At 55.3% G+C, this 19,214-nt stretch carries 12 protein-coding genes; 4 read left to right on the top strand and 8 right to left on the bottom strand.

Features of this window, described 5'->3' with window-relative positions; genetic code table 11:
* Positions 1–5: 5 nt before the first annotated feature.
* The 3 genes from FRD01_RS20375 to FRD01_RS20385 are packed head-to-tail and all read right to left on the bottom strand — an operon-like array spanning position 6 to position 7,857.
* Positions 6–2,114, bottom strand: a complete 2,109-nt coding sequence (locus tag FRD01_RS20375; protein WP_146962782.1) for a WD40/YVTN/BNR-like repeat-containing protein — start codon at positions 2,112–2,114, stop codon at positions 6–8.
* Positions 2,114–3,844 (bottom strand): OmpA family protein, encoded by a 1,731-nt coding sequence (locus FRD01_RS24925; protein WP_347341860.1) that lies wholly within the window; start codon positions 3,842–3,844, stop codon positions 2,114–2,116. The genes FRD01_RS20375 and FRD01_RS24925 overlap by 1 nt, the downstream gene beginning before the upstream one ends.
* Positions 3,845–3,855: 11 nt before the next feature.
* Positions 3,856–7,857, bottom strand: coding sequence for a tetratricopeptide repeat protein (locus FRD01_RS20385; RefSeq protein WP_146962784.1), 4,002 nt, complete (start codon positions 7,855–7,857; stop codon positions 3,856–3,858).
* 190 nt (positions 7,858–8,047) lie between these two features.
* Here FRD01_RS20385 and FRD01_RS20390 point away from each other — a divergent pair, with 190 nt between their 5' ends.
* The 3 genes from FRD01_RS20390 (at position 8,048) to FRD01_RS20400 (ending at position 11,872) form a co-directional block, all read left to right on the top strand.
* The gene (locus FRD01_RS20390) at positions 8,048–10,084 is read left to right on the top strand and encodes a hybrid sensor histidine kinase/response regulator (RefSeq protein WP_146962785.1); all 2,037 of its coding nucleotides are present in this window, start codon (positions 8,048–8,050) and stop codon (positions 10,082–10,084) included.
* A gap of 76 nt (positions 10,085–10,160) precedes the next feature.
* Positions 10,161–10,538 carry a response regulator transcription factor gene (locus FRD01_RS20395; protein ID WP_146962786.1) on the top strand — a complete coding sequence of 126 codons (378 nt, stop codon included), beginning with the start codon at positions 10,161–10,163 and terminating at the stop codon, positions 10,536–10,538.
* Positions 10,535–11,872, top strand: a complete 1,338-nt coding sequence (locus FRD01_RS20400) for a sensor histidine kinase (RefSeq protein ID WP_146962787.1) — start codon at positions 10,535–10,537, stop codon at positions 11,870–11,872. Before FRD01_RS20395 ends, FRD01_RS20400 begins: the two co-directional genes overlap by 4 nt.
* On the opposite strand, the gene FRD01_RS20405 is transcribed toward FRD01_RS20400, so the two are convergent.
* From FRD01_RS20405 to FRD01_RS20420, 4 genes are all read right to left on the bottom strand, one after another.
* On the bottom strand, positions 11,869–13,236 hold the full coding sequence (locus tag FRD01_RS20405) for a DUF805 domain-containing protein (protein WP_146962788.1): 1,368 nt from the start codon (positions 13,234–13,236) through the stop codon (positions 11,869–11,871). The two genes, FRD01_RS20400 and FRD01_RS20405, sit on opposite strands and share 4 nt — an antisense overlap.
* Before the next feature lie 47 nt (positions 13,237–13,283).
* Positions 13,284–13,577, bottom strand: coding sequence for a YiaA/YiaB family inner membrane protein (locus FRD01_RS20410; RefSeq protein WP_249755781.1), 294 nt, complete (start codon positions 13,575–13,577; stop codon positions 13,284–13,286).
* Positions 13,578–13,727: 150 nt separating this feature from the next.
* A complete protein-coding gene (locus FRD01_RS20415; protein WP_146962789.1) occupies positions 13,728–14,507 on the bottom strand; it encodes an enoyl-CoA hydratase/isomerase family protein in 780 nt (259 codons plus the stop codon).
* A gap of 11 nt (positions 14,508–14,518) precedes the next feature.
* Entirely contained in the window at positions 14,519–17,128 is a 2,610-nt protein-coding gene (locus tag FRD01_RS20420; protein ID WP_146962790.1) for an RCC1 domain-containing protein, read from the bottom strand.
* Positions 17,129–17,269: 141 nt separating this feature from the next.
* Here FRD01_RS20420 and FRD01_RS20425 point away from each other — a divergent pair, with 141 nt between their 5' ends.
* Complete coding sequence (locus FRD01_RS20425; protein ID WP_249755782.1) at positions 17,270–17,596, top strand: polyhydroxyalkanoic acid system family protein; 327 nt, start codon at positions 17,270–17,272, stop codon at positions 17,594–17,596.
* Here the strand turns inward: FRD01_RS20425 and FRD01_RS20430 are convergent.
* Positions 17,541–19,079, bottom strand: a complete 1,539-nt coding sequence (locus tag FRD01_RS20430; protein ID WP_146962792.1) for a phytoene desaturase family protein — start codon at positions 19,077–19,079, stop codon at positions 17,541–17,543. The genes FRD01_RS20425 and FRD01_RS20430 overlap by 56 nt on opposite strands.
* Between the last annotated feature and the right edge of the window lie 135 nt (positions 19,080–19,214).

Consider the following 19,214-nt stretch of genomic DNA (forward strand, 5'->3'; position numbering starts at 1 on the left):
TCGAGTCATCCGAACTTCCTCAGCAGCGCGAAACTCGCCCAGAGTGCAATGAACGTTCCGATGACGGCGAGGAGCGTTGGATATCGCTCTTCGTAGTCCGTGTTTCCGCTGGGTAACTCACCTTTAAACAGTCCTCTTGGGGTTAAGATGTAGAGCGTGGAGCCGGAGAGCACCAAGTCTTGCACGGACGACACTGTAAAGCCTCCATCGACCGAGATGGTGAACGTTCTAGTGCTGGACTCTCGGATGTTCTCCCTCACGTGTAGTGAGACGGCGCCGTGATTGTCGGAAAGAACTGCGGCTCTCTGATTATCGATATGAAGTCCAAAGATTAGGCCGTTCTTCCATGGGCCTGAGATGGGTGTCCAAGAATCACCATCTTCCGTGACTTCGAGTACATCGTCGTATGCGGCGTAGAGAGATTGATTCAAACCCATTTGCAAGATGACTGGGGATGGAGTCGGAGGAAAACTTCGAAGTGCGACCCAGGTTCCGCCGCCCTGGCGGCTCGACCAGAGCTGGGCCGGAGTTCCAGGATGGTGTGAGCGTTCCATCAAATACACTTCGTCGCCGATTTGAAAGATATGGGTGAGGCTGGAGCCCTTGAGTGTGTTGGTTAGGGCCTCTGGAATGACGAAGGGCTCCCATGTAGCTCCAAGGTCGTTGGAGACCATGGCGCCATTTGCTCTCGACCAGGCATAGAGTCGTGTATTCCCGCGCGCGAGCTTCACAACGGCTTCTGGCCTTGGCGCAAGGCGTCTTAACTCATCGGGGAGGAACTCTGGCGCTTTTTGAATGGGTATCTCAATGGATTCTTGCTTAGGGACAACGATTTTGCCGTCCGACGTTCCCACAAGCAAACCCTTTTCGGGAACTTTAAGTAGGCTTGTCGCGGGTGTCGCATGCACTCGTTCCCATTCCGCGTCGATGGTTTTCCTAAAGACGCCTGAATTTGTGGCTACCGTGATTTCGTCGCCTTCGACAATAAAGGCGTGAGTTCGCATCGCACGGAGCCCTTGATTGGCGGATTGCCAGGATTCTCCGAGGTCTTTGGAGCGAAGGGCGCCACCGCCGAGTGCCGTGGCCCATAGGTTCTCGCCATCAAAATGGAAACCCGTAATGGCGAAGCCATCTTGAGCCCAGACTTCGGTCCACTCCGCTCCGTTATGGCGCAGGATTTCCCCGTTTTTCGTACCGACGAGCACAAACTGCCTCTGGCCTTCAAGGACGGGGTAAATGACCTCAATCTCCTTATCTTCAAATGGCCAGAACCTCAGCCATGTTTCGGCGTGATCATCGCTTCGGAAAACGGAGTCATCGGTCGCGAGGAAGAGTGTGGTACCGCTGCCTTCAGAGGAGTTTCGTTGTTCGAAGCCAACGACTTGTCTCTCTCCCACGGGGAACGTGGATGTAAGGACCCATTCCTGGTCCGCCTCACGCCTGTAGATCAGGAGTTGGTTGCTCAGAACCGTCAGGATATCAAAGTCTCGAAGAGAGTTTGCCGGCAAGAAGCTTCGAATCGCTGGAGGCAGTTCGTTTGCATTTTCGTCCAAAAGTACCGCGTTTAGATCGATGGCGCGCCACGAGGCGATATCCGTGGGGTCTTCGAGGGTCCAGATATATTTTGGATGTAGAAGGTGGAGTTTTTCGCCTGCCACCAACCGATAAGGCTCTATGGGGCGGATGAGACTTTGCTCGGGGAGAAACGAGGGTATCTCGATGAAATTGAAGGTACGACCACCGTCTTGGCTCATCCAGGGTCTAGACGTGGAATCCACGAACCAGAGTTGAGAGTCTATGCCCGTGAAAAGCATGGAGCGCGGCATGGATAGCGTATGAGACGTGTCTCTCAAATGGTCCATGTTGGGTACACGAAACGACGGCAAGAGCTGCGAGTCGACTCGGGTAAAGCCCTCGTCTTGAAACTGATAGACACCAAACTCCCCAGCAGCGAGGGTGAGCGGAGTTCCCCCAACTTCCACACTGGTTGCGGCGAAGAGCGAGCCTCCGTTCGGAGTGCGGACACGCTCCATTTTGATGGTGTTATCGGTTTCGCATCCCAGCGAGTTGATGCTCAACGCCAGGGTCCCCAGCGCTAGCAGGAGGGCTCTCATCAGTTGGATCTCATCTCCAGGATGATGAACTCGACTCGGCGATTGTAGGCTCTGCCTTCGGCCGTGTCATTGTCGCGAATCGGGCGAGTCAGTCCGAAACCTATGGCTTCGAGCCTGTTCTCGGCGATTCCGTTATCGGTCATGTACTTGAGCACCGATTCTGCACGTCCCTGGCTGAGTTCAAGGTTCATTTGCTCGCCGCCGCGGTTGTCCGTGTGCCCTTCGATCCTCACTTTGACGATCTGCGGGTTCTCTTTCATGACCTTGATAACAGCGTCCAGGATCTCGAAACTCTGCTTCTTGATCGAAGTCTTGGCCGTATCGAAATACACTTGTTCGGTGATGATGATTCGGTCGCGCGCAATGTGCACCTTATCATTCGGGTTGTCAGGGCAGCCATCATCGTCCATGAAGTCGTTGAACGTCTCTGGCTCATTTGGACAAGTGTCCACGGTGTCTGGGATACCGTCGCCGTCGTTATCAGGGTCGGGGCAGCCATCTACGTCTTGGAACCCGTCGATATCCTCTGGGTCTTCGGGACACTTATCCATGTCATTGGGGATACCGTCGCCGTCGATATCGTTGTCAGGACAGCCGTCTGGTCCAACCGGAACGCCGGGTGGGCTCGCGGGGCACTTGTCCATAGCGTCAGGAATTCCGTCGCCGTCGTTGTCGTAGTCTGGGCAGCCGTCGTCGTCCTCGTGGCCGTCGAAGTCTTCTGCCTGCATTGGGCATTTGTCGTGCACGCCGTAGATGCCGTCTTTATCGTAGTCATAGCCCCAGGCTCCGCCCGAGACCCAGTAGCCTCCGATGCCCAAAAATACGCGGAAATCCGGGGTTCCAACGGCTTCTTCGTTCAGTCCAAACCCCATACCGCCGGTAAGTGTCCAGTCCTCGTGTAATCGGTAGCGAACGGCCCCTTTGATCTCGGCGGGAACCTCGGTTCCCCGAATGCCTTCGCGGCCTTCAGGTTTCGACGCAACTCCAATCACACCGTCGATTTCCGCGATGAAATCTAGCGAATCCACAAAGAGCGGGAACTGACCAGCAAGGCCCCACATGATGCCATCACTGATGAACGCATCCCTGACCTGTACTCGTTCGTGTCGGTATCTGTAGCCCAAGTTGATGCCTGCTCGGATTCCTCCAATGAGGAACTTATCAGCACTCACAACGGCATCCATTCCGAAGGACTGGTCGCCAACAAATCGGTCATCCAGGCCGACGGGGATATACCCTGCTAAAACGAAGGCCAAGCCGACCTGGTCGCTCATGATATCGAGGAATTGAGCCTTTGCGTGCAGACGAATATCATTGATGCCGAACGAATCGACCGAGGCATTTCTCGGGTCCGTGCCAATCGGGACAATCGCGTCAAGTGCGCCATGGGTTTGCCAAAGCGTTACAGGCAAGAGAAGTCCGACCTCAAAATTATCCCAGAGTCCAAGATTGGCCATCAAAGAGAGCGTCATCTGGCTCTCCATCACGGCGTTGAACTCTTGAGTGGCCGATGGGACTTTAAGCGGGTTGTCGGCGTAGTCGATGTAGAAGCCGAAATCCGGGTCGAGGTGTGGCGCGGTCTTCGAGCCGTAAACATTCAGGAAATCCGATGGTCCCGTCCCGGGACGGAATTGTTGGAGTTGGAGCTCCGGATAGTCTTGCGCTGAAACAGATTGCGCGAACATGGCTGCTGCCATGATGGCCAAGAGTGTAAAAAGCGGTCTCTTCATCGGAATATCCATTAAGTTGTGAGTGCCTGAAGTGCTCTTCTTACTTCATCCACCTTGTCCGTGGCAACGTCCGCAGATTCTGCGATGGCGATAGCTTGGGTCAGAAGAACCCGTGCCGCGTCTGTTTCGCCGATTTCGTGATGTAAAAGGCCGCTTTCACGAAGAACTCGAAAGCGCTCATTGGGGTCAAGGAGCAAGTCTGCGTAGGCTTCGAGGTCTTGGGCGAGGTCGCGCTTGGCGCCAAGCTTGCGATTGATCTCGATACGCCGCTCGAGTGCTTCAACATGGTCTGGCCAAAGTCGGTGTACGAGCTTCCAAAGGTGCCGTGCTTCGTCCAAACTCTCGAGCTCGGCTTCAACCACATGGGCCAAATCCGAGACGATTTGACTCGCTGGAATCCTGAGCGGGGTCGGGATGGACTCGGCCTCAAGCGTAGTTAGTGCCGGGACGTCCAAATCTTTACGTCCGGTCAAGAGGCTCAGCTCGAGAAGCAGGCTCTCTGTGTATCCTTTCCAATCGCCGAGCTTCACCTGCGCACTCTTGAGCATATTGAGCGCGCCAGAGTCGCCCGGTGCGGCTTCGAGAACACTTCTCAAGTGTTGAATGGCTTGTCTTGGCTTTCCGAGATGATCGCTGAGGATTTTGGCGAGCTCACGCTCGGTTTCGACGGAATCCAAGCCGCCAGACGAGACCGCGAGTACGGTCCGCAGGTGTTCTGCAGCGGCTTCCCAGTCTTCGAGCTCCCTTGCGATTTCAGCGAGGAGTCGATGCGCGGCTTCGTGCCTGGGCTCTTTTTCGAGAATGCGGTTGAGCCAGGTGCCGGCCCGATCTCTGTCCCCAAAAGTTTCCCAGATCAGTTGAGCCAAAAGGAGCCGATAGACGGTGTCCATCTCTTCCGATTCAGCGCGCGCGAGCCTCTCTTCAAGGATTTTGATTCGGCCTTCGGCATGCCCGGTTTCTTCATAAATAGCCTCGAGCGCATTCATGATGCCCGGCTGTGCCCCAACACCCTCAGGGTCGGATTCCCGCACAAATTCGAGATGAGCGAGGGCTGGCTTAGACTCTTCGAGGTCGTAGTAGTAGAGCTCACCCAGCTCCTTGGAGTGGCGAACGATTTCATCCGCGTCCAACAGGACGCGTCCTTCTTTTGCGGCAGTTACCAGGGCTTCTAGCGCCCCAGCGAGTTCGCTCGGATCGTCGCTTGCGCGAGCGTCATTGACCTTTTGGACAAAGTCTTGAGGTTTGGGGGCGCTGAGCCCCTTAGGAACAAGGCTCTTCGCACTCAACGACTCGAGTGGCGGAATCGAGTGCGGCTTCTTAATCGTTTGTTCGAACTCGCGCCTAAACTCGTGCACATTCGCTGGCTCTTTGGCCTCTTCTGGCGAAGTAACTTCTTCAAAAGGGTTTCCAAGAAGTTCGTCGAGTCTCTCATCGACTTTTCCGCTTCGAGCCAATCCTGATGCGCGCTCCGAGGCAACCCGAGCCTGCTCTTGGTCACCGCGAAGGGTCGCGAGCTCGGCCAGTCGAATCAGTGCGTCGCGCTGTAGCTCGTGGTCCGGGCTGACCTCTGCGAGTCTCGAGACGATACGTTCGAGAAGTCTCGAAGCCGGTCCTTGGCCCACCGGTGAGGGGGCGTGGTAGTCCTTGGAGACGATGACCTCAAGCGCATCTCTCGCGCCGTAGAGGGCCTCGAGCTGCGTAGGCCGGACCTGCAGTGCTTCCATATAGTAGCGGGTCGCTGCAGGCGCGTCCGCGAGCCCGAAGAGAGATGTTCGGCCCAGCGAGACCAATACTTCCCACCTCGCATCTCTTTCTTCGATCTGAGGCAGCTTTCGCGCGAGGACATCTCGAAGTCTTCCAAAGAGTTGGCTTCTTTCGAGAAGTTGAGTCAAATGGTCGAGCGCGCGCGGGTGGCCAAGGTCGAGTGCCCGTTCAAGGGCTGATGCTGCATCTTCGATCATGCCTAGATGCTTGAATACGTCGGCAGTTTTGAGCGCAAGTTCCGCTTTGTCGGCCTTTGAGTCGCGTTGATTTTCAAGAAATCTGAAGAGTTCTAGAAGCTGTTCTGGCGAGCCCGAGAGCTTGTAGTGTTCTTCGAGCTTGGTGGCGGCCACGGGATCAGCCGGGGCGAGTTCGAGGACTCGCCTCAAATGAGAGGCCGCCGAATCATCCCTTTGTCTGAGGGTGAAGATCTCCGCCAATTTGTGGTGGATTTCGATCTCCTCTTCTTTGCTCGACTTGCGCTCGAGAATCTCCAGAGCCCCCACGAGGTAGGTGACGGCTTCGTCGAGTCGGTCATGCGTGGCGCAGAGGTCGGCAACCCATCTCAGAAGGTCAGCGCGTTCAGCGTCGGGGCGCTCGTCGGATAGTTCGAGTGCACGGCGTGCGCTAAGCAAGGCCTGTTGTGGGTCCTGAACGTGTTCGAGCCAAATCTTCGCGGCCTTTTCGTGGAGTTGCGAGGCCCTCGAGTTTTGCTGACGAACCTGGGCGGATCTCGCTGCGGAGCCAAATGCCTTCAAGGCTCTCAAGGGCTCAAGGCTTAGCAAATACGACTCGCCGAGCGTGTAAAGAGCGTCCAATTGGGTCGGGTCGAGCCTCAATACACGTTCGAGATACACGCGTGCTTCGGCGAGTTCTCCCTGCCGATTCATGAGGTGTTGAGCGAGTTCTAGATAGGTCTGTGTCAACTTCTCGCGGTCAGTATAAACGCCGGTTAGTCGCTTTAGGACGTCTTCTACCCCGGCGCTCTCGGACTCGTTTTCGTAGATTCGTTTGAGCTGTTCGAGCACGATTTGATTTCGAGGGGACACCCGGAGAATCTCGCGCAGAATCGCCGCCGCCTCTTTGGGAGATTGGCTCTCAAGTAATTCGGCCAACGAGAGCTGGCAAAGGATCCAATCGAGCGTCTCGCCGCGTTGATGCAGGAGCTCGGCAATTCTCTTCAATGATGCGATGGACCGTGCATTATCCGAGCGAACTCTCGCGGCGCGCATGCGTGCGACTGCGGCGTTCAAATCATCGGGATCTTCCCGTTCGAGCTCGTCACAGATTGCATCGAGATGCGCGAGGTTCGAGACGCTTGGGTCGGCGAGCAAAAGGTCGAAGAGTCGAGCGATGAGTTCTGGATGGTTGCCGTAGATGTCTCGATAGCCAAAGAACTGGTCGAGGGCCTGCGGCAGTTGACGGTCAAAGATCGCCTGGTCACCGTGCGAGAAGAGGTCTTTGGCCTCGTATGCCGCTAGCGCGCGCCCGCCTTCCGTGGTGGCCACCAAAGGCGTTCTGAACGAGGCCTTTTGAGTCTCCCAGTTCTCAGGGGAGAGCGCGCGTAATGTCAAGCGGCCAGGGCGAATATGAGCTTGGTCAAGCGTGATATTCGAAAGATTTGGAAGCTTCCACCCGACGTGCGGAAAGAGGTGGAGCAAGAGCAGTTTTAGAGGTCTAACCCGCAGGATGTCTCCGGCGATTCCAATCGAGAACGAGTCTCCGCGCCCAGGGGGGCGAAGCGCCGGAGTCGATAGTATTCGGGTCATGAGCTCAGCGACCAGAATCCGTGCGGGGAAAGGGAGTGTTCCGTAGGCCCGATAATCGTATATCGAGACGTGTACTTCGTCCGCGCGGGAGGGCTCAGGAGGGATCAGTGCGACTCGGAAACTTATGAATGCGCTTGCACCGAGGGACTTTACGCGGGCGGATACATGGATCGCTCCATCTAGGAAATGCACATCGATGGCATCGAAGCCGTGGACTTCTTTAGCGGCTCTCGAGACGAGATCCGCGAGTCCGACTTCCGAAGTGGAGATCTCGATTTCTCGCACCAAGCACCGGGTATTTCGGAAGCGATGAAGTCCTGAGCGCGCGTCGAATGGGAAGGCGAGGTCTGGAATCTCCATTCGGAGGTGGTCGAGTTCAATCCAGTCGCTGAGCCTTTCATTCTTTGCCCAGAGGTATCCCCTCCCGAAAAGAAAATCGAGGTTGAGGCCAAGTGGGTTGTTTTGAGTCGATTCCGCGTCCATGCTCGGCTTTGTACGAGAGTCAAAGGGTATTGTCCCCTTGAAAACACATTGTGGCAATTTCCACAATTGCTGTGGTTTATCACAGAGAGGGCCTTGACGTAATTTAAGTCAAGAGTAGTGTTCGAGACGATGGTATGCGCCTAGTCGGTGGCATGCCTAGGTTCCCGTAACTTGGTTGGAATTGGAATATTTGGCACCACAGTTGGCGGGAGCGGCAGCCTTGCAATTTTCGGTGGCTCTGGTCCTCTTCAACCTCTATCTGCGTGAGCATTCCGAGTATCTAAAGTGGTGGTCCATCTCTTATTCGTTGAGTGCATTGCGTCACATTCTGGGGGTGCTCTTTATTTACACCGGTGCCGAGTTTACCAATGTTGGAATGCACTTGACGCTGATTTTCGCCGGCGTGTTCCTTCTACACGGCACGGCCTTGCTCGCCGGCGCTCAGAATCTTAAATGGTGGTTTTCACTTGGTTTGCTCGTGTCCGGATGGATGCTAGTCGGATCGAACCTCGAATGGTCATTCCTAACCGTGACCATGCCAGTTTTCCTCTTCCGAGGATTTACAGATCTCTTGGCGGGCATTGTGCTCTTAAGGAGCGTAAAGGCGCGGGGCCTTGGCAAATGGGTGGCGTCGGCGAGTTTTATTCTCTGGGGTTTTCACCGATTCAACTATCCCTTCTTGCGGCCTTTGGACTGGTTCGCACCGTGGGGCTTTGCGCTGGCTTCGGTGCTTGGCGTGGTGACGGGGCTTGGACTTTTGGTCCTGCACTACGACCGTGCAAAGGCGGAAGGCGAGGCGAGTGAGGCCTCGTTCCGAGACATGTTTGAAAACGCGTTGGACGGGTACATTCGAAACGACCGTCAAGGTGTGATCCTTGCTGCAAATCCAGCGCTTGTTGCCATGCTCGGGTATTCGAGTGAAGCCGAACTGCTAGCGAAGAACCTTCGCGATGATATCTGGGAGTCCCCTCAAGATTGGGCGTACATCCGAGACGTAGACGGCGTAGTTGATGGCCTCGAAGCAAAGTGGCGAAAGCGAGATGGCCGCCTTATTCACGTTGTGATTCGGGTTCGGCAGGTGGTCAGAGATCATGTCGAATACTTTGAGGGGTCGGTCCGGGACTTGACCGAGAATCGGATGTTGGAGGAGCAGCTCGAGCTCGGCCGAAGGCTAGAGGCTGTGGGCAGATTGGCAGGAGGCGTTGCGCACGACTTCAACAATATTCTGACGGCAGTTTTGTCCGGCGTGGATATGATGGAACACGAGCTCGCACAGGGCCGAGACCCTACCGAGGACTTGGAGGCCATTCGCGTGGCGGCGATGCGCGCTGCGGAGCTTTCGAATCAGCTCTTGGCGTTCAGCCGTGCGGACGGCGGAAAGGTTGTCCCCGTTCAGGTCAGTGCCACTCTGCGGACGCTGGAGTTGATGTTGACGCGTATCCTTCCGCGAGATGTGGAGCTCAACATCACCATTGCCTCCGAAGATTGGGTGATGGCGCAAGGTGGGGCGTTGGAAAGAGTGTTGCTCAATCTGGCGGTCAACGCTCAGGATGCGATGCCTGGGGGTGGTCGGCTCGAGATTTCAGTGGGGCCTCATTCCGACGGGGTGATTTGCCTCAAGGTCTCAGATACCGGCGAGGGGATCGATGCTGGTTTGTTGAACTCGATTTTCGAGCCTTATTTCACGACAAAAGGCGATGAAGGTACGGGCCTCGGCCTCTTCAATGTTTATCGCATCATCGACTCAATGGGCGGTGAAATTCGCGTTGAAAGTTCCAAGGATGCCGGCACCACATTTGAAATGCTTTTGCCCACCTGTATTCCTCCGGATGATGACGGTAAATTGCCTGAGGTTGAGGTTGATGGGGAGAGTCGATGCGTGATGGTGGTTGAGGACAAGGAAATCGTGCGGCGAAGTCTTGTGGCCACGCTCAAGAGCGCCAATTTCCAGGTGGTGGCCGCATCGAGCGCCGAAGAGGCCAAAGCTATTCTGGAGGAAGGGCGCGAGATTGACTTGCTCATCAGCGATATCATGATGGAAGGCGCATCAGGTGTGGAGTTGGTGGAGGAATTGCGGGACGTGCGACCTGAGATTCCTTATCTTCTGATTTCTGGTTTCGTCTCCGACGAGTTGAGGCGGCGAATCTTGGATAGTCAGAACTTTCTGTCCAAGCCCTTTGGTGCGCGCACGCTTCTCGAGCGCGTGGGTCTACTCTTGGGCGAGTAGATTTGCCGCGTCCTATCGCCTCTGGTATTCTTGCATCAAGTAATCTTGTGAAAAGCCAACTTCCGGAGGTCGACCGATGAAAAAGATTTTGGTCGTGGAAGATGATCCCATCAATGCCACGATGGTTTTCGATTATCTAACATCGCAAGGGTTTGATGTTGCGCTGGTGATGAACGGCCACGATGCCGTGGATAAGTACACGCAACTCGAGCCTGACCTCATGCTTTTGGATATTCTCTTGCCTCAAAAGAACGGCTTCAATGTCTGCATGGAGATTCGCCGACTTAACGAAAAGGTCTGCCCGATTATCATGATGAGTGCTGTTCATAATGATGAGCAAACGCAGGCGTTCGTGCGAAATGACCTCGAGGTCGTGGCGTTTATCTCCAAGCCCTTCAAGCTCAAGGAGTTGTTGACGCTGGTGGAAGAAGCTCTTTTGAGTGACGCAGCTTGAGTTGGCTTGGCAAGCAGATCGAGGAACTCAACACGCCTTACTACCGTGAGAAGTTGGCATGGGGCGTGCCGTCCGGCTATATCCTGACGATTGGGCTCGCTGTTTTGGCGCTTCTTTTTGGCCATGTGGGGCTCTTGGAAAACGTCTGGAGCATGGTCCTCATATTGGCCCCGATTAAGCTCTTTACGAACACGTTGATGTGGTGGTCATTGCGCAAAGACCGGTTTGTCTTGAGCGTGGCCGTGCTCAACCAGACCGCCGACGTCGGGCTGATTACGGGCATGATTTACTTTACGGGCGGTCCGACATCCCCCGTGATTTCGGTGTACTATGTGGTCCTCGCGCTGATCGCGATGTTGACCAATGTGGGGGCTACCATTTTGACGGGAGCCTTGATGCTTGTGGCATACTCCACAATGCTAGTGCTCATCCATTCTGGCGTTCTGAAGTTCTACCCAACGTTTTTGCAGACCGTGTACGAAGAAGGGGAGTTCACCTGGTTCTTCGTGGTGATCGATATCCTAAAGGTCGGCTTCTTGCTGGCGATCATGGTGGTCGCATCGAGCGCGATTTTGAAGAAGGTCCAGGAACAGCAAGAGGCTTTGCAACTCAAGAACCGAGAGCTCGAAGAGGCGAATCAACTCAAGAGCCAGTTTGTCGCAAATATCACCCACGAACTACGCACCCCGATCCACGGAGTCTTGGGGCTGACGGAGATGCTCGACGACGAGATATACGGTTCAGTGAATCAGCGTCAGAAGAAGGCGTTAGACGGCATCAAGACAAGCGCTGAGGGGCTTTTGCATATGGTGGACGACCTCCTGAGTCTTGAGCGTGTGAACTCGGGGCATCTTTCGATGCGCATTTCCGTCGTACCACTTCAAAAGCTGATCGAAGAACTTATGGCTTTTGGTCTCGGTATTCGTGGCAAACGCGATATCTCTATTGAGGCGCATTGCCCGCCTTCGCTTGTGCTGATGGCGACCGATAAGTCGCTGCTTCATCATATCCTGACCAATCTCCTCGCGAATGCCCTGAAGTTTACGCCGGACGGGGGCAGAGTCGTGATTCGGGTGGAGCGAGAGGGGACTTTCGCAAAGATTTCCGTCAGCGATACTGGGATTGGGATTCCCGAGGAAAAGATACACACGATTTGGGAGCCGTTCAGGCAGATCGACGGTACAGCGTCTCGTTCTTACGGCGGTGCGGGGCTCGGTCTAGCCGTTGTTGCGCGCCTCGCAAAACTTCTGAAGGCCGATGTCTCGGTGGCGAGCAAAGTCGGAGTGGGAACGACCTTCTGTGTGACCCTCGATGGTTGCACGGTGTCCGACTAGGATTTGTGCGCCTTTTCGGCCTCGGATTTCACGTGCTCCAACACACGAAGATGGATTCGGTGGATCAACGAATCCGTGATCACCGACCAGTAAACTCGAGGTGAGATATCTACCTCGTACCACGTGCTTCCCTCAAGGCGGGTGCGGCCGCCGGGGAGTTCGATCAGGCGGAACTCGCCGCGTTTTGACCGCAGATATCCGTCTAGATGAGGCGGATGGATATGGTTGTAGGGGCTCCATTCGTCCATGGGGCGAGGCTGGGACGCGACATCGAAAGCGAGGCGAACGCCTTCTTCCCAATGGGTAATCGGCTCCACAAATGCGCCAGTCGAGAACTCGCAATGCCTCACAGCGCCTACGCCTTCGCCTTCAAGTCGAGCACGAATCGGATAGGCAATGCCGGTGCTTTGAACCCATTTTGGAGGCGGCGGCAGTTCCGAGAAATGGATGACCTGATGCCACACTTCCGAAGGCGGAGCGTCGATCTCCACAGTGGTGGCGACTTCGTAGAGCGGTGACTCTTTGTCCAAGGTCTCGGCACCGCCGAGAATTGGTAGGCTGAACATTACGGCCGTCATCGCTGCATTTCCCTTCCTCGAGATATTGGAGATGGCGATGGCTCGGCCAACCAGTGAGCCTGCCATAGCGACGATCATCGCTGGTGGCATGGCCATAAGGATGCAGATGATGCCTTCGATGGCAAAGAGCAGTGTGGCTAGTCCTGCGATAGAAATCGAGATGGATGAGGTAGTGATTGTGGACATCTTGGAGCGTGGGTTTTCGCGATTCGTCAGAAAACCCACCAACATTCCTACGACAAGTGGTGTGCCGATGAAGAGCGACCAGCCATAGTTTCCAAGCACAAAGACACTCAGGGCCACCATCCCAAGGACGAGAAAGACCCCAAGCGATATGCCCAGAATAGCGGATTTGAGGTCGACCGGGCTCGTCTTGGAGGCGGCGTCCCAATCAAAGGGCTCGCCGTTTCGACGCGTGGGCATGAGGCTCAAAACCAAGATGACCAACCAATTGACACCCGGGATCAAAAAGAGAATCCCTGCCCAAGGTGTCAGTCCGGCATCTGCAGCGCGTCTCACGCTCATCGTTAGCCCGATCCACGCAAAGGGTAGGGCGTACATCACGAGGGCCCAGAGCACCCACTCAGGCGCGGGCCTGATGGCCTCCGAGCGCATGAAAAGTACCGGCGAAAGGTAGGCTGCGAGCGTCCATGCCTTTCCGGTGGTCAGATAGACCACCAACCAGTCTATTCCAAACTTCAAGGCAGCGAGCAGAAGTCCAGCTACCACATACGTTTTCTGGTTGATTGGAGCATGCAGTCCAAACAAAAGCCTCAAAATCGCCATAGGTCCTCCATCGAAGACCCTTCATACCCGATTTTTTAGACTTTTGGCTAGGCCGCTTCGTGCAGCTCGAAGTCTCTCAGGATTTTTTCGGCCTTGGCTTCTTTTAGCCGGTTGACCGTCCGAGATGCCTCGTGATTGTCACGAATGGTCTTGGCGAGTGTGAAGGTAGAACCCACCGTGAATAGCATTCCCATGGCCATGAAGCCTTTGATCCAAGGGTCTACAGGAAGGTAGAAGATTCCGCCAATCGTCGCACCGAATGCGAGGATAAACGAAATCCAAACCTGAAAAATCCATGCTGTCGTGTCGCGTTGTTCAATCATTTCATGCCTCTTAGTCATGTTGTCTCCTTGAGCTGGTTGACTAACATCGCAAGAGGGATGCCAAGGGCTTTAGGTGTTTGTTTTGATTGGTTTTTAGGCTTCTTTGCGGTGGGCGGCTGCCCGAGCTTTTTAGTTGGCGGTGTACGCTTGATGCGCAGCGCGTGGGCATTATTTGCCAGTGAATTTTGGAGTTTCCTTGGCCCTGAATGCTCGAAAACCCTCCGAGTGGTCATCGGTCATCACCGCCATACCTTGCAGTTTTGCTTCCAAATCAAAGGAATCATCCAGACTGTTGGTGGAAGCGAACGCGAGGCACTTCTTAGTCAAACCGATTGCGTGGGTGGGCTTCTCAGCGAGCTCTTGTGCCCACTTGAATGTCTCTTGCTCGAGCATATCCGGGCGCACGACGCGGTTTGCCAGGCCCCACTGAAGGCAGGTCTCGGCTGAGATTCCTTTGCCGGCAATCAAGAACTCAAGGGCTTTGGAGTAGCCCACATGCCTCGCGAGGAACCACGACGAGCCTGCGTCGGGCACGAGTCCGATATTGATGAACGCCGGGTAAATCCCCGCGTTGTCCGACATGATTCGAAGGTCGCATGAGAGAGCGAGCGCCATCCCAGCACCGGCGGCAGCACCACCAATAGAGCCGATCACAGGCTTTGACATCGTGGTGATGGCCCGAATGATGGGCTTATAGTTCGTGTCGAGATAGACCTCCACATCTTCGGGCGTGAGGTCTTTTTCAAACTGAGAGAGGTCCGCACCCGAGCAGAACGCCTTACCTTCGCCTGTCAGGACCACACAACGCACGGAGTCATCATTGGCCAATTCATTCAGAGTCTCGATGAGTTCAGCAGCCAGTGTTTCGTCGACAGCGTTTCGCTGATCCGGGCGGGAAAGTCGCACCGTGGCTACCGCCCCGCGCTTTTCGAGTTTGAGGGTTTTCATGGGATTCCTGTCTATTCAATAGGTACGACGCCAGCTCCCACGGGAGTTTCGTCGTCACCGATATCATCTGTATGGCCGTAGCCAAGTTGGCCAAATTTGTTGTGGCCCCAGCACTTGAGCGTATCTGATTCGAGCACCGCACAATTATGATAACTGCCTGCCGCGATGTAGAGCGCCTTCTCGCCGAGATAGACGTCACCGACGCTCGTGGGCGGCTCATCGTCTCCGATATTGCGCGTATGCGAGTACCCGAGTTGCCCAAAATTGTTCTCGCCGAAACATCTTACGCTGCCACCTTCGAGCAGTGCGCATGTGTGATTGTCGCCGGCCGTGAGCTGCACGACCTTGGCGCCGAGCTCTAGGGGATTTGCGCTCAGAATGGGTTCATCGTCTCCAAGGTCATCCGTAGTACCGAGACCGAGCTGCCCTTTGGAATTCCAGCCCCAACAACGAACCTGGCCACCTTCTAAGAGCGCGCAGGTATGAAGCCGCCCCAAGGCGATGTCGGTGACCTTGCCGTCTAGTTTTACGGCTCCGGCCGAAACGGGAGTTTCGTCGTCTCCTATCGAGTCCTTGTGCCCGTAACCGAGTTGCCCTTTATCGTTCCAACCCCAACACATGAGCGAGTCATCTTCGAGGATGGCACACGAATGGTACTTACCGACGATCACCTTTTTGGCGGGTTGTCCGAGCACCAGGTCCGGTGCGGTTCTCGGAGATTCGTCGTCGCCGATGGTCGTGGTGTGGGCGAGTCCAAGTTGGCCATACCGATTGGCGCCCCAGCACTTTACCGAACCGCCATCGAGCAGTGCACAAGCGTGTGAGCCATATTGTGAGGCGCTAGCAGAGAGCGTGAGGACTTTTTTGCCCAAGTCCACAGGCGGCACGTCCAACACCTTGTTTTCCCGGCCTACGCTTTCCTGATGACCGAGTCCGAGTTGGCCGAATCGATTGCTCCCCCAACAGCGTATGGCGCCAGACTCCAGCACCACGCAGGAAGACGACGCGTTGCGGTCTCCGGCAACGCTGACCTTGTTTGCGGGTTCATCGAGTTCGACGAAAGGGGCTTTGTCAGCCGTTTGCTCCGCTCCAAAACTCGTATTGCTCCCGATCCCCAATTCCCCGTCAAAGTTCGCGCCCCAACACTTCACCTTGCCTACGAGCAAGACGCACGTGTGGAACTTGCCAGCAGACACGCCTTGAATCCGACCTTCAAGGACAAGCGCTTTGGCTTCGGTATCGTCTTGGGAGTCGACGAGGTCGGGTTCAATGCTGGGAGTAGGCAATGTGACCGGTTCGGCTGGGGGCAAGACGGCGACTTCTTTTGCTGGTGCCTTCTCAGCTACCGGCGCCTCGACACCATCTTGCGCATCGATGGCCCAAAATGCAGCCATTACGCCTATGAGTCCAACGCCGAGTCCAGTGGCGATCTTCAGTCCTCTCTTAGGTTTTGCGGCTTCGGGAGTCTTCGCTTCTTTCTGAGCAGCGGGTGGCGGAGGTGGGTTTTGGACCGAATCTGCCTCACGTGTGGGCGCCTCCATCATATGGGCGAGGTCACCCGTATCGAGGAGCCCGGTAAGCTCTACGCTCTCGCCCAGGGTTCCTTCGTAGCCTTCGAGTTTGTCGAATACGATGTGCAGCTCTTGGCGCAATTCAGAGGCGCTGCGAAAGCGGTCCTCTGGAGATTTCGCGAGGCATTTGCGCAAGAAGGTTTCGACTTCGTCTGGGAAGTCGAAGTTCTTCAAGACCGCGAGCGGGTCAAAATCGTCGCGCAGTTTGTAGGCAACGATTTCGTTCTCGGTTTCGCCTGGGAATGGTCGGCGGCCGGTCAGGAGCTCAAAGAGCATCACGCCAACGGCGTAGAGGTCAGACCATGGGCCGATTCCCTTGAGATTGACCTGCTCGGGCGCCATATAGCTCGGCGAGCCGAGCGGCCATTTGGTATCGGCGCGATTTTCCACGAATTTGGCGGTCCCAAAGTCTAGGATTTTGACGTGCATGGGGTTTCCGACCACCCGTTGCAGCATGATGTTTTCAGGTTTGACGTCGCGATGAATGATATTCTGCGCATGCGCCGCCTCGAGCCCGTTTAAAATCTGGTCAAAAAGACTCCGCAGTTCTTTGTGTGAAAACCCACGTCCTTCGCGCGCCCGAACTTGTATTTCCTGGCGTACGGTGTGGGCTTCGTCCACGAACTCCATGACCAGGTAGGGCACCTGCGCATGAACGCCATACTTAAGAAGCTTGACGATATTGGGGTGCGATAGGTCAGCCAGAGCCTCGGCCTCGCCCTGGAATTTCTCGAGCAGCGCTTGCACGAGAACCGCATTGTCCGAAGGGAACTCGAGAAGCTTGAGGGCGCCTCGGAGCCGAAAAATAGGGCTTTGGAGCGCGAGGAAAACCTTGCCGAACCCGCCACTTCCAATCGGAGCAACTACCAGGTAATCCCCGATCAAAAGGCCTAACGTAGGGTCTGGTTGTGCGCCGCCTTTGTGCGCGCGCTCCCAATAATCTACGGGAATGTAGTGATAGCCGCGCTTGGCGCAAGCCCGCTCAGAACAAGCCTGACCGAGTGGTCCCGGTTGGTCACATCCAGGACACTGACCGTTTTGATCTGCCATAACATCTAGTACTTGGCGAAAAGTTACCCATCGTGCCGCCGGATGATGCCAGAAACGATCGAGATACGCTATGCAAATGGCCTCCTGCGCGCTAAGTTGCGGCCGTCAAAACGAACTACGTTCAAAGAAGGAGTCTTAAATATGAAGCACGTGATCAAGCATGACTTGAATATCGATCTTGCGCGCAAAGCCATGAAAAAGGCTTTCGAGATGTATGTCGCAAAGTTTGAGAAATACAACCCAACCGCCAACTGGACGTCTGAAAATCAGGTCAAGATCGGATTCGAAGCCAAAGGCGTCAAAATTCAGGGTGACGTAGACCTTCGCCCGAACGAAATCGAAGTGGATATGAGCGTCCCATTCTTGCTTAAGCCTTTTCAGGGCAAGGCTATCGACGTGGTCGACAAAGAGATCAAAGAGTGGATTGGGAAAGCGAAGAATGGGGAACTTGACGACGTTGAAGCGTGATTGAGGAAAGCAGGCTCTCCGCCGTTTTCACCCCACCAATTGCGGTCGCCAGAGTACTTTGCCCTGGAAAGACCGAATCCCCCACAAGGTAGAGGCCGGGAAAGAACTCACGTGGCCAAAAGTTGCGATAATTATCCCAACCAGCCACACGTGGAATCCCACCCACATAACCGTGTTTGCGGCGCGTGAATCGCTCGAAAGTGCGAGGGCTCGCCGTCATCTCGATGTAGATATGGTTGGCAATCTCCGGCACAAATCGCGCCAGATTTTGGCGCATTGTGTCTTGGATTTCTTGAATCAGTTGGCCTTGTGCTTCTTGGTCCAGCGCCATCAGCTTTGTCATGCGAAGATGCGTGGAAATGGTCACGGTGCGGTAGCCTTTCCTCGACTTGTTTTCGTCGCTTGCGCTCATCGACACAAAAAGATGGTTGCCTTCCTCGAACGGAATTCCTGGGTCTGCCACGATTTCGTAGTGATGGGCATCTGCGCTAAGCGCATCGTTGTCCACCTGCAAGTAAAGCATCACCGCGCCCCATCCCTCCTGAACACGTTTGGTCAAATCGTCTAGCTCAGCGGTCGGCGTTCCGGTCAACTCAACTAGGTTCTGCGGCAACACGTTGGCTACCACCCTTCGCGCGAGCACACTCGAGCGTCTGGATGTGACTCTCCAGAGGCCGTCCTCCCGCTCAATCTTAGTCACGGCGTCTGCCATCCGAGTGTCGGCACCGTTCGCCTGCAGGTGTCTCAAGAGCGCCCAGGCGAGCTCTCCAATCCCGCCTTTGATATGCCCGGTGCCTCTGAAATAGTAATCCATCGTGGCGAACGCAAACGGAGTCTCGGCGTATGTGGCGTTTGTCTGAATCGTGATCTGGCAAATCGCGTTCAGATAGGTCAAAAGCGGCGTGTATTCGTGCAGGTCGAACTCGCGGAGTACTCGACCGAGCGGCTTAGCGACCATCGGCAAGAGTTCCAGATATTTGGGCGAGCGGGCAACGTGTGTAGCGAGTTCTTTGAGTCCAAACGGTGGGAGCAATGAGGGCTCGTCAAAAAGACTCCACAAGAGGTCAGCCACCCGTTGTTGTTTCGCGAAAAAGGCCCGGATTTTATCCGAGGGTGCGTCTGGTAGATTGCAGAGTCTGTCCAGCAATTCTTCGCGTGATCGTGGAATCTCAAGCGTAAAGTCCGGGGTTCTGAACTCCACCAGAGGGTCAAGCGGCTGAAACTCCACGTTGAGATTATGGCGCGTCATCCAATCGTGAAAGAGTTGGCCGGGAGCGAACCCTGAAAAGAGTGTAGCCCCAGATTCGTACTCAGCCCCCCATCGCGAAAATGTACTGGCGCATCCACCCGGGTACTTCAGCGCATCAAAAACTACGATGTTGGCGCCTTCATCGACCAACTTCATGGCTGCTCCGAGGCCGCCAAAGCCTGTGCCTATAACGGCCACGTCGAAGGGGGGTGGTTCTGGGGTTGGCGTAACCATAGGGACTCCGGGCGATGCTTATGACTCTCGAATCGCCGAATGAGCCCTTCTCGGCGTCGAGTTTACCTGACGCAAAGATGCGATTTGAAAGATATCGGTACATCGTCGTTGCGTTTTCGAGTGTGATTTTGCACA

Source organism: Microvenator marinus (assembly GCF_007993755.1).
Classification (GTDB): Bacteria; Myxococcota_A; Bradymonadia; order Bradymonadales; family Bradymonadaceae; genus Allomicrovenator; species Allomicrovenator marinus.